This is a genomic window from Streptomyces sp. NPDC057271 (genome assembly GCF_042668715.1).
In the GTDB taxonomy this organism is placed as follows: domain Bacteria; phylum Actinomycetota; class Actinomycetes; order Streptomycetales; family Streptomycetaceae; genus Streptomyces.
In genome coordinates this window covers 59558-70801 of sequence record NZ_JBHUYJ010000032.1, presented here as the reverse complement: position 1 = coordinate 70801, position 11244 = coordinate 59558, and the positions used below count along the sequence as shown (strand labels likewise).

Below are 11244 nucleotides of genomic sequence, written 5' to 3'. Positions count from 1 at the left end.
TCAGCCACGTGATCATTCTGGCCGTCCAGTGCCGCCCGGAACAGCGACCGGGCGGCACGTCACGACGGGGCGAACGTTGCCTGATGCGGCACTAGCTCTCTAGTGCTCCGGTGTGGTGACGCGGGTCGAGCGTCGTCGGTGCTGGCTGCCGACCGTGCAGGAGGGCAGACGGTGCCGGTGTGACGGTCAGTCGAGGGTGGGTGGGGTCGCGGCGTGGTCCGTGAGGTCGTCGAGTTGAGCGGCGAGGCCGGGGTGGGTGTCGGCCAGGTGGGGCCGGGTGGCGGCGAGGGGGTGGATGAGATCGGCGGGGTCGTCGTGGGCGAGGGCCGTGTGGAGTTGGTCGAGCGGGCGCCGGGCGGCGGTGGGGAGGTCGGTGAGGGCGGTGATCTGCCCGGCGATGCGGCGCAGGTCGGCTGCGTTGCGGCGGGCCCAGGCGGCCTGGGAGCGGTCGGCTGCGCGGCGTTCACGGGTGGCCTGGACGCGTTGTTCGCCGGTGGTTCCGGCGGGTCCGGGGCGGCCGCGCAGGTAACGGCGTTCGGCGGCCTGGCGGCTGGCGACGCCGAGCGGATGGGCTAGGTCGGCCCAGCTGGCTCCCGCGTGTCGGGCGGTCTCGATCAGGCCGGTCTCCCATCCGGCGAGTTCCTCCCTGACCTGCCTCAGCAGCAGGAGGGAGGCCAGGGCCTGCTCCGGGCCGGGAGCGGCATCCGGGGTATCGGCTTCTTCCTGGGCGGCGCGCAGGGCGTTGTCCACTGCTTGCAGGGCGGCCGCGGCAGCGAGGAAGGACGCCGGTCCGTTCGCGTCGGCGCTGGACGGGGCCGGCTGGTCGGCTGCTGTCACGGCACCTCCCTTGGATCGTCATCGTCCGGACGACACCATGTTTGTCATCCAATGGATGACATGCTACAACGGTTTCAGTGAAGCGCATTGGCAGCAACTGCCTGAACTTGCTGGAGGTGTTCTCACGATGTTGATGCGCACTGACCCCTTCCGCGAGCTGGACCGGCTGACGCAGCAGCTGACGGCCCCAGGCACGTGGTCGCGCCCCTCCGCGATGGCGATGGACGCCTATCGCGAGGGCGACGCCTTCGTGGTGGCCTTCGACATCCCCGGCGTCAGCGCGGACGCGATCGACATCGACGTCGAGCGGAACATGCTGACCGTCAAGGCCGAACGCCGACCCGTGGCCAAGGCCGACGACGTGCAGATGGAGTTGGCCGAGCGGCCGCTGGGCGTCTTCTCCCGCCAGATCGTGCTCGCCGACACCCTGGACACCGAGCACATCGAGGCCGACTACGACGCAGGGGTCCTCACGCTGCGGATCCCGATCGCCGAGCGGGCCAAGCGCCGCAAGATCTCCGTCGGCGTCGGATCCGGTCGCAAGGAGATCTCCGGCTGAGCCGAGGATGAGGTTGAGCCGAGGCCGAGGCTGAGCCGAGACCGATGAGGCCTGAACAGCTGCGGAGGACGGGTACCCGGTCTCCCCGTCTCCCGTCCTCCGCACCCCGTGGACCCCAGAAGGGCGGCGGCAGACGTGACTCTGCGACGGGAAGTCTTCCTCGAACAGGTGCAGGAACGCGGTGAGTACGGCAGTCCGCAGGAAGCCGAGCGCGCGGCACGCGTGGTGCTTGCCTTGCTGGGTGCGCACCTGGTCGGTGAGGTGCGTGCCCGACTGGCGGCACACCTGCCGGAAGGCTTCGCTCTGATCCTGCTCAACCCGCTGCAGAGCGCGGAACCGTTGCCACCGGAGCGGTTCGTCCGGGCGACGGCCGCCTGGATCGACGGAGCCACGGAGCAGACCGCCGCCTGGGACGTCGGCGCCGTACTGAGTACGGCCGCCGACGCGGCCGGGGACGACCTGATGGAGCAGATCCTGCTCCAGCTCCCCGCCGGCTACGACCTCCTCTTCGGCCGCCCCCAGCCCACCTGATCAAACCCACCCGGCGGTGCCCCACACCGGCACCGCCGTCCCTGCGAGTGACAGAAAGGCAACCCCAAGTGATCTCCGACCCGCGTACACCACTGCCGCACGTGCCCGCGATGACATACGAGGAGATGCTGGAGAAGGTCCGGTACGAAGGTGCGTATCCGACCCGTGGACGGGCCGAGGAGGCCGTCCACCTGGTTCTGTCCGGACTGGGCCGACAGCTCACCGGCGACGAACGCGTCGAACTCGCCGCTCGACTCCCCGTCGAAGCCGCACGCATGCTCACAGCACAGATCCCGGAAACCGAGCCCCTGACCGGCTGGGCCTTCGTGAAGGACCTCGCCGCCCGCGTCGACGCCTCCCTGGCGACCACCCGCTGGGACACCGGAGCTGTCCTTGCCGCCGTCGCATACCTGGCCGGGCCTGACCTTCTCACCCGCATCCTGCGCCAGCTCCCCTCCGGCCATGCGCTGCTGTTCGGCCGCGCCGAACTCGCTCCCGCCGCATAGCCTCGCCCCGTCGGCACAGCCTCACCGACGCCCGACGCCCGACGCCCGACGCCCGACGCGAGGAGCCCCGGCCCGCGGTCGCGGCTGGTCCCGCCTGGCCTCAAGCGGGTGGCCTGATGCCGCAGGGTGGTGATGGGAGAGAATGCTGCGCATGACGACTTGAAGAGCACCGGCCGGGCGGCAGCACTGGGTCAAGGTCGCGACCTGGGACACGGTCAGGGACGGTGATCGCCGGATCTGCGCCGCTTGTGAGACCGAGATCTGCTCCTACCAGTTCCGTTTCCATCCGCCCGAGTCCTCGTTGTTCGAGCGGTGCGTCGGCTTGGCCTGGTGCTCCGGGTGCCGGATCTACTCCGGTGCGATGGTTCACGTTCCCCGAGCACGTGTCCTCGTCGACGCACTGGCGTCTCTCCCTGCGGACGAGCGCGATCGACTGCTTCGCAGCGAGGCGAAACTGATCAGGTATCTCGATGGTCGAGGCGGCGGCCGACAGTGAGCGGTATCCGCCGGGCGGCCTGCGTTCTGTGAGGGCTATTCGGCCCGGCTGCCGGAGGAGGCGTATTCGATCTTCTTGCCGAGCATGCGTGGGTACGCCGTCGCGGCGAGCGCGGCCCGTGTCAGGGCGGTCTTGGCGACCGTCGAGGCGGAAAAGCCCGGCTGGGTGGCGACCCGCCCGCCCGGACACACCGGCGACCGGCTCGGGCCGGCGGTGCTCGGCATGCGTTCCGATGAGCCCACCACGGCCTCGCGGTGAAGGCGGGGGCCGGTGAATCACCCGACCCCTTCACTGCGGTGGCCGACTCGGCGTGGTGGGCGTTGCATGAAGGGCACGCAGTCCACCGTCTTGTCGAACGGACGTTTGCCGTGGTTGGTGAGGATCATGCGGACAGCCGGTCCGTGCCCGAGGGGATGGGGGACGCCGTACTGAACGCGCTGTTCTCCCAGTCGCCCGTGGGCCTCCATGTCTACGACCGGGAGCTGCGTCTGGTACAGGTGAACACAGCCGCTCGGCTGATGCGGCAGTTGCCGGTCGACCGGTTGCTCGGCCGTACGCTGCCCGAGATCCTCCGGTTCCTCGACGTCACCGATCCGGCTGCCGTGGAACGTGCGGCTCACCGGGTACTGGAAACCGGCACGCCCGAGTCCGAACTGAGCATCCGTGTCCGCGACCGGAGCGACCCGCCGATCGAGGCCGTCGCCTCGGCGTTCGTGTTCCGCCTGGAGCGAGCCGACGGCACCGTGCTGGGGCTGGCCGCCGCGCTGACCGACGTCACTGATGGGTTGCGGGCGGAAGCCGAGGTGCGACTGCTGAACGAGGCGGCCGCACGGATCGGCACCACGCTCGATGTCTTCCGTACGGCGGCCGAGTTCTGCGAGGTCGCCTCCCCGGCATTGGCCGATACCGTGACTGTCGACGTCTACGACGAGGTCCTCCGCGGCCGAGCTCCCACCGCTGATGCTCCCGACAGGGATCAGACGGTCCGACGCGCCGGATTCCGCTCGGTCGCCGGACCGGACCAGCAGGGCGTTCCTGTCGTCGGCGAGGTCGACGTGTACCCGATCGGTACGCCCCACCGCACGGCCCTGGACACCCTGGCCCCCAAGCTGATCCGACGACTTCGCCAGAACGCCCCCTGGCTCGATTCCGCGCGGCGACGCGACGCCCGGATCCTGAGCGCGGGAACGCACTCGATGCTCCTGGTACCGATCCGGGCACGGGGTGTGGTGCTCGGTCTGGCCTGCTTCTACCGGTGGCGTGACCCCACCCCGTTCGACCACCGGGATCTGGGGCTCGCGCAGCAGCTCACCGCGCACGCCGGCCAGTGCCTGGACAACGCCCGCCTCTACAGCCGGGAGCACTCGGCCGCCCGTGTCCTTTCGGGCGGCTTCGCCCACGCTCAGGCCTCCGTGGACGCGGCCGTCGAACTCGCCCGCACCCACCTCCCGGCCGGCACGGGTGGAGGATGGTTCGACGCCATCCCCCTCTCCGGATCCAGGGTCGCCCTCGTCGCCGGGGACACCACGTCCGGGACGTCGGGCCCAGGGGCGATGAGCGAGGTCCGCGCGGCCATCGAGGCGCTGGCCGACCTCGACCTGCCGCCGGACGAGATCCTCCAACGCCTCCACGACCTCGCATGCCGCCCCACCACCCTCGCGGACGCGGCTGCGTCCGACGCCGGTGACGGACCGCCCGCCACCTGCCTCTGCCTCGTCTACGACCCGGTGACTCGCCTGTGCACCGCGGCGAGCGCGGGACACCCCTCACCGTTCCTGGTGCATCCGGGCGGCGAAGTCGAACTGCTCGACATCGCGGCAGGGCCACCCCTGGGCCAAGGGCTTGCGCACTACGCGCTCACCGAACGAGCCCTGCCCGGGGGCACCACCTTGCTGATCTACAACGCCGCCCTGCTGGCCGGGGCCGCTACCGGAACATCGCTGATGAGCCTGCTGAGCGACCGGTTCGCCGATCCACAGCCCTCTCTGCAAGCCGCATGCGACGCGTGTGCCGCCGCCCTCGCGCCGCAGCAACCCCCGCGCGACGCCTACCTCCTGCTGGCCCGCACACGGACACTGGACGACTCCCAGACGAAGGCCTGGACCTTCCCCAACACCCCGGAGAGCGCTGCCCAGGCCCGCAAGCGAGCCGCGAACCAACTCACCGCATGGGGCCTGGCCCAGGACGTCATCGACGACACGGCACTCGTCGTCAGCGAACTGGTCACCAACTCCGTCCGCTACGCGCAGGGTCCGATCCAGCTACGCCTCATCCGCGACGGCGACAGCACGCTCGTGTGCGAGGTCACCGACGACAGCAGCGCCAGTCCCCACCTGCGCCGCGCCCTGGACACGGAAGAGAACGGCCGGGGCCTGTTCATCACCGCCCAGCTCACCCAGCGCTGGGGCGTGAGGCCCTTGGGACGGGGCAAGACACTCTGGGCCGAACGCGTCGTCGCAACGCCTCCCGCCTCCGAAGAGGCCGAACCTCCCGAGGCATGACCGACGGGCCGCCTGACGCGAGAGGCCCCTTCCTGAGTGCCCCACGGCCCCTGCGGCCGAGTGCCCCCACGGCCCCTGCGGCCGCCGGGCGCAGGCGACGGTGCTCACCCGGACGGGACCCTGCTGCCGCGCTACGCGCGTGAGGTGCGGTCCTCCGGCTGCCAGGTCAGGCCGTGCCATTCGCACAGCACCACGGTGGCGTCGTCCTGCAGGCGGCCCTCGTTGTGGCCGAGGACCTCGCGGGTCAGGCGGCGAAGAGTCTCTGGGACGGGAAGGCCGTCGCTCTGGCGGCGGTTGATGAAGTCGACGAACCGATCGACGCCGAACTGGCGGCCGTGGCGGTCCTGTGCCTCGGTGATTCCATCGGTGTAGAGCAGCAGCCGGTCGCCCGGCTGGAGCTGTTCGCGGTGGACGGTGGCGGGCAGCCCGAGATCCGTACCCAGCGGGTGGGTGGGAGGGCCGTCCAAGGCGGTCACCCAGCGGCCCTCACGGATGAGCAGAGGAGGCGGGTGGCCACAGTTGAGCCATCTCAGCAGACCGGTCCGCAGGTCGAGGTCGGCCAGGATGGCGGTGACGTAGTTGTCCCGGGCGAACTGCTCGATGAGTGTGGACTCGACAGCGTCCCGCACCTGGTTCAGATCGGCCTGCTGCCGTCGCCGGTTGCGGCACGTGGCCATGGCGAGGTTCGCCGTCAGCCCTGCGGTGGTGTCGTGGCCCATGGCGTCGAAGACGGCCAGATGGGCCACCTGGCCTGCCAGGGCGTAGTCATAGGCGTCGCCCGCGGTCTCGTACGCCGGTTCCATCACGGCTGCGATGGTCACCGCACGGCTGGCCATGGTGCGCGGGGGCATCAGCGCCCACTGCATTTCGGCGGAGACCGTCATCAGTTGCGTACGGATCAACCGTGCGTACGAGTCGCTGTGCCCTCGCTTCGAGGCGACGAGAAGGCCCACTGCGGACGACAGACCTCGCATCCGGGCCAGCGTGTCCTCATCCGCGTCGTTCTCGGCGGTGCAGGCGAGGACTCCCAGCCGTTCGGTTCCGTCCAGCAGCGGCAGCCAATGCCTGCGGCTTCCGTCGGTGGTGCGGTGCTGGGTATGGATGTCCTGGAAGGCCCGGCCCGCCAGCGTGGCATCGATCCGCAGCTCCTCCCCGCCGTCCACCGCCGCCAAGCCCTCACCGGTGACCTCGCGCAGCACGTCCTCGCGCACATCCGCCACATAGATGCGGGCATCCGCCAGACCGGCCGCTCGCGCGTGCGAACGCACCAGGCCCGGCAACTCGTCGAAAGCAGCCAGATGACTGGCCTGCAGGAGCCGCTCCACCATGCAGGAACCGTCGGCTTTCGTCATGACCGGCACTCCGCCCTGCGGGACGATCGCGTCCGCCCGTCGGGCGAAGCTGCTCACGGCCGACGAAAACGAGAAGCCAGGAAGGCTCTGCCCCCAGCCTAGACCTCGCCGTCATGGGGCAGCGGGCCACGGCCGGGGGCCAGGGAGCCTACGCCGCCGACGTGGCCGGCCGGAGGCGGTCGTGAGGTCTGGCCACGCTCGCTGGGCATCACCCCCCTGGCCGACCCGGGCGCACACCGCGACGACGTGTGCGTTCTCCGCCGCCTGATCAGCGGCTGAGGCCTCTCTGCCGCGCCTGCGGAGGCCGGCAAGGGGGCCTCGTCGGTGTCTGTCCCGCTCACGAACGCGCACCGTCCCCCGCGCCGCGGACCGGGGTGCCCGTCGCGGGCGCGGCTATGTCGCGCTCCTGAACAGGGCAGCCGATCCCGTGACCTCCAGGAGGCGGGTCACCTGGGAGCCGGCGGCGGTGATGGTCAGCCGTCGGCCCTCACGGAGGGCATGACGCCGGGCCAGCAGCAGCGCGTTCAGTCCCGAGGAGTCACAGAAGGAGACGCCCGAGAGGTCGAGGGTGACGTCGACGCCGTCGTAGGCGGCCATGGCCCGCAGGAGGGTCGTCCGCAGCCGGCCGACGCTGTCCAGGTCGATCTCTCCTCGGACTCTGACGCCGACGCCGCAGGCGGTCGGTGTCACGGACACACCGATGCGGTCGTCGTCCCCCTCGTGCGGAGTCGCTACCGGTGCGGAGCCGGGGAGCAGAGCCATGGCGACCACCTCCTGACCTGAGAAGGACCCGAATCGAGTGTCCCGTCGCTGCGTTACCCGTCAGAAATTACATGAAACATGCATCGCATAATCACGGAGGGTGAGGCATGATGCGGGTATGGCAGCCAGACACGCTCACCCGGAGTGGACCTTTCTCACCCATCACGCTCGGGTGCTGCTGGCGCTCTCACGCGACCCGGGCGTACGCCTCCGGGAGGTCGCGCTGAACTGCGGCGTCACGGAGCGCACCGTGCAGGCGATCGTCGCCGACCTCGCCGCGGCCGGGTACATCACGCGCACACGAGCGGACGACGGCCGACGCAACCGCTACGCCCTCGTGCCAGGCGCCGGGTTCCGTCATCCCGCCGAAGCGGGCCATGAGATCGCCGGTCTCCTCAAGCTCCTTGCTGGGCCCCCGGCGTCCCACTCGGCCGCCACGCCCTGATCGGGCGATGGCCCGAGTGAGTCGGGTGCCCCGCTTGCCGGGCCTGCCGGACGAACGCTCGGTCCTCCATAGCCCCCCGGTCCGGAGCCGGCCGCGCGGCGCCGGTGTGCGCCCGCGGTCGCGCCGGGTCTCGCCGTACGGGGTTACGGGTACGCCTGCCGACAGGGGCCCGCCTCGGCCCGAGCCGCTTCGCCGTCGTACCGACTCACGTCGAAGTGGAGTTCCGGCAGGGGACGGGCAGGGGAGTGTGCGCCGACCGCGGAACGCCCCGGTCCGACCACTGCACGAACTCCCCGGGCCTGTGCACAACCACGGTCGGGAAGCCGCGACCGGCCGGCGAGAGCGTCGGACCCGCGCCGGTCTCGTTCGAGGAACAGCCGCGAGAAGATCCGCCGCGCACCCGGGTCCGCCGTCGACGCCCTCCCGCGCGCCGCCCCGAACGCCCGAGCCGGCCACGGTCCTGCCATCGGGCCACAACGGCGCGGCGCGCCGCTCGCCGCCCCGGGCCTTCGGGGGATCCGTCCGATACTCACCGTCATGACCGCTCAGTACGCCGCTGCGTCCGACCCGGACTCCTCCGGTGAGTCCGACCGGCATGCCTCATGGCTGGAGTTGTTCTTCGACCTGATCGCCGTCGCCGGTGTCGCCCAGTTGGCCCATCTCCTGCACGGCGCACCCGACCACGCCGACCTCGCCCTGTACTGCGTGCTGTTCCTCGCGTTCTGGACCGCGTGGATGTGTTTCACGACGTACGGCAACGTGGCGGCCGACAAGGTCCACACCCGCACCGTGCTCATCGGCATGTTCGGGCTCGCGGTGATGGCCGCCGCCGTTCCGGAGGTCCGCTCCGATCACGGGGACGCCTTCGCCCTCGCCTATGTCTTCGTCCGTCTGCTCGCCTCGCGGGTGTGGCAGGGGCGCGGCGAGGTCCCGGCGGACTGGCCGATCGCGCAGCTTTCGGCGGGGGTCACACCGTGGATCATCTCCGTGTGGGCCGAGGATTCCGTGCGGTACTGGCTGTGGGCCGGCGGGCTCGCCATCGATCTGGCCCTTACGTTCGCCCTGTCGGGAAACCGGCTCATGGCGCGGCTCCGGAAGCAGCAGGCGGCGGGGGACCAGGACCATGGTCAGGACGCGGCGCTCCTGCGGGCCGCCCGCTTCGACCCGGGTCATCTGGACGAGCGGTTGGGCCTGTTCACGCTGATCGTGCTCGGCGAAGGCATCGCGCAGGGTGTGGAGGCTGCCTCCGGCGCCGAGTGGAACGCCGATCTGGGCAGCCTGTCGGTGGGTTCCTTCGCCCTGCTGCTGGCGCTGTGGGGGCTGGCGGTGCGCCGCTCCAGCGGCGTACCCCTCCTCGGCTTCGGGGTGCTGGCGCCGCGGTTCTCCTTGCCGATGCACTGTGTGGCGACCGGCGCACTCGCGTCCCTGGCCGCAGCCCTGGGCGCCGCCGTCGAGCACGTGGAGGGGCGGCTGCCGCTGGGCATGCGGTGGCTGATGTGCGGGGCCGTCGCCGTTTTCCTGGGCGTCGGGCTGGTGGCCGGCGCGTTGTCCGGGCGAGGCGCGCGGTGGGTCGTGGTGGTGGGGCTGCCCATGGTCGCGGTGCCCCTGCTCCTCGCCGCGTTCGCGGGACGATGGGCGCCCGGAAGTCTGGTGTGGGCGCTCGTCCTGGTGACCCGCTGGAACTGGCTGTACGAGAAGCGCTTCACGTAGCGCCCGCCCTCCGGGGTGCCACGCCGCGCCCTGTCCGACGAGCGCGTCATTCGGTGCCACCCTCGGTCGTGGCGCCTGGCATCGTCCGGGGGAACGTGGTCGGCTGGACCGATGGTCGCGGCTACGGCCGTCGCGCGTCGCCGCTCGCAGCGAGGCATTCCCGGCCGGTGCCCCGCACGTCTGCCAAGGGACGGGAACCTGGCCCCGACTCCCGAGCGCGACCGGTATCCGCTTTGAACGAGGTGAGGCATGACCGAAGTGCACCCCGGGACACTCGACACCGTCGTGGTCGGTGCAGGTCTGGCGGGCCTCGCCTGTGCGCTGGACCTGAGTCGTGCCGGGCAGCGGGTGGCCTTGCTCGAGGCGTCCGACGGTCCGGGCGGCCGGATGCGCACCGACCGGCGAGACGGATTCCTGCTGGACCGCGGATTCCAGGTGTTCAACACCTCGTACCCGCAGGTGAAGCGGCGCCTGGACCTTCGGAGTCTTCGGCTGCGTCCTTTCACGCCGGGCATCATCGTGCACACTCCGACGGGGCCGGTCCGTCTCGCCGATCCGACGCGGTCGGGCGCGGCCGGGGCCGAGCGGCCAGGTCGAGCCCTTCGCCCCCGGGACATGGCGGCGCTTGCGGCCCTCTCCGCTCGGGACGCGGTGTTGCCGGCGGCCGTGCTCAAACGTCGCGTGGATCGCCCCACGGCGCAGGCCCTGCGCCGTGTCGGGCTGTCAGACGGTGCCATCGATCACGTCCTCCGGCCGTTCCTGTCCGGCGTGTTCCTGGAAGACCGGCTGGAGACGTCCGCACGCTTCTTCCACTTCGTCTGGCGGAGCATGGTCCGCGGAACCCTGTGTCTGCCCGCCGACGGGATCGGAGCCGTACCCGCCCGGCTCGCCGAAGCCCTGCCCGACGGCGTGCTGAGGCTGGGCACACCGGTGGCCGAGGTCACCGGCGACGGCGTGCTCCTGAGCGACGGCACGGATGTGCCGAGCACGGCCGTCGTCGTCGCGACGGACGCGGCAACCGCAGGCCGCCTGCTGCCAGGCCTGACGGTCCCCGACGGGCGTACGGTCACCACCTACTACCACGCGGCCGGCAGCACACCGCTGTCGGAACCGACCCTCGTGGTGGACAGCACCGGAGCGGTGCTGAACACCTGTGTACTCACCGAGATCGCTCCCACCTACGCGCCACCGGGCACCGCGCTCGTCTCCACATCGGTCCTCGGCGCGGACCTCCCGGGTAGGGTGGACACGGTTCTGCGGCGCCTGGCGGAGCTGTACGGAACCAGCACCGGCGCCTGGCGGCAGATCGCCGTGTACACCGTCGAGGGAGCGCTGCCCGCGATGAGGCCGCCCTGGCCGCTGAGCCGCACCACGCGTTCTGGTCCACGCAGGTACGTGTGCGGGGATCACAGGGCGACCGGATCGGTGCAGGGAGCGCTGGCGTCGGGCACACGCGCCGCCCGGGAGCTGCTCGCGGACCTGAAACGACTCTGACCGCATGCCCGTTCCGCGCAGCCGCATCCATGGGCGGTCTCCGGCCCGAAG

General features: G+C 71.1%; 11 protein-coding genes. 7 read left to right on the top strand and 4 right to left on the bottom strand.

The annotated features are described in order from the left end of the window. Positions 1 to 186: 186 nt before the first annotated feature. Positions 187 to 837 (bottom strand): type III effector protein, encoded by a 651-nt coding sequence (locus tag ACFUJR_RS17435; protein ID WP_383172612.1) that lies wholly within the window; start codon positions 835 to 837, stop codon positions 187 to 189. Between the two features lie 127 nt (positions 838 to 964). On the opposite strand from ACFUJR_RS17435, the gene ACFUJR_RS17430 reads away from it, so the two are divergent. From ACFUJR_RS17430 to ACFUJR_RS17420, 3 genes are all read left to right on the top strand, one after another. Then, positions 965 to 1396, top strand: coding sequence for an Hsp20/alpha crystallin family protein (locus ACFUJR_RS17430; protein WP_383172613.1), 432 nt, complete (start codon positions 965 to 967; stop codon positions 1394 to 1396). A 135-nt stretch (positions 1397 to 1531) separates the two neighbouring features. Further along, positions 1532 to 1927 carry a DUF2267 domain-containing protein gene (locus ACFUJR_RS17425; RefSeq protein ID WP_383172614.1) on the top strand — a complete coding sequence of 132 codons (396 nt, stop codon included), beginning with the start codon at positions 1532 to 1534 and terminating at the stop codon, positions 1925 to 1927. 68 nt (positions 1928 to 1995) lie between these two features. Beyond that, positions 1996 to 2433, top strand: coding sequence for a DUF2267 domain-containing protein (locus ACFUJR_RS17420; protein WP_383172616.1), 438 nt, complete (start codon positions 1996 to 1998; stop codon positions 2431 to 2433). Between the two features lie 531 nt (positions 2434 to 2964). Here the strand turns inward: ACFUJR_RS17420 and ACFUJR_RS17415 are convergent. Then, a complete protein-coding gene (locus tag ACFUJR_RS17415) occupies positions 2965 to 3153 on the bottom strand; it encodes a hypothetical protein (protein ID WP_383172618.1) in 189 nt (62 codons plus the stop codon). A 177-nt stretch (positions 3154 to 3330) separates the two neighbouring features. Between ACFUJR_RS17415 and ACFUJR_RS17410 the strand changes: the two genes are divergently transcribed. Next, on the top strand, positions 3331 to 5430 hold the full coding sequence (locus tag ACFUJR_RS17410; protein ID WP_383172620.1) for a SpoIIE family protein phosphatase: 2100 nt from the start codon (positions 3331 to 3333) through the stop codon (positions 5428 to 5430). Between the two features lie 131 nt (positions 5431 to 5561). On the opposite strand, the gene ACFUJR_RS17405 is transcribed toward ACFUJR_RS17410, so the two are convergent. Both ACFUJR_RS17405 and ACFUJR_RS17400 read right to left on the bottom strand, forming a co-directional pair. Then, the gene (locus ACFUJR_RS17405; RefSeq protein ID WP_383172622.1) at positions 5562 to 6839 is read right to left on the bottom strand and encodes a PP2C family protein-serine/threonine phosphatase; all 1278 of its coding nucleotides are present in this window, start codon (positions 6837 to 6839) and stop codon (positions 5562 to 5564) included. Positions 6840 to 7175: 336 nt separating this feature from the next. Then, positions 7176 to 7544, bottom strand: a complete 369-nt coding sequence (locus tag ACFUJR_RS17400) for an STAS domain-containing protein (RefSeq protein WP_383172624.1) — start codon at positions 7542 to 7544, stop codon at positions 7176 to 7178. 118 nt (positions 7545 to 7662) lie between these two features. Between ACFUJR_RS17400 and ACFUJR_RS17395 the strand changes: the two genes are divergently transcribed. The 3 genes from ACFUJR_RS17395 (at position 7663) to ACFUJR_RS17385 (ending at position 11193) form a co-directional block, all read left to right on the top strand. Beyond that, positions 7663 to 7989 (top strand): helix-turn-helix transcriptional regulator, encoded by a 327-nt coding sequence (locus tag ACFUJR_RS17395; protein WP_383172626.1) that lies wholly within the window; start codon positions 7663 to 7665, stop codon positions 7987 to 7989. Positions 7990 to 8526: 537 nt separating this feature from the next. Next, positions 8527 to 9699: a low temperature requirement protein A gene (locus ACFUJR_RS17390; protein WP_383172628.1), complete on the top strand. Its 1173-nt coding sequence runs from the start codon at positions 8527 to 8529 to the stop codon at positions 9697 to 9699. A gap of 249 nt (positions 9700 to 9948) precedes the next feature. Then, positions 9949 to 11193 carry an NAD(P)/FAD-dependent oxidoreductase gene (locus tag ACFUJR_RS17385; protein WP_383172630.1) on the top strand — a complete coding sequence of 415 codons (1245 nt, stop codon included), beginning with the start codon at positions 9949 to 9951 and terminating at the stop codon, positions 11191 to 11193. The last annotated feature ends 51 nt before the right edge of the window (positions 11194 to 11244 follow it).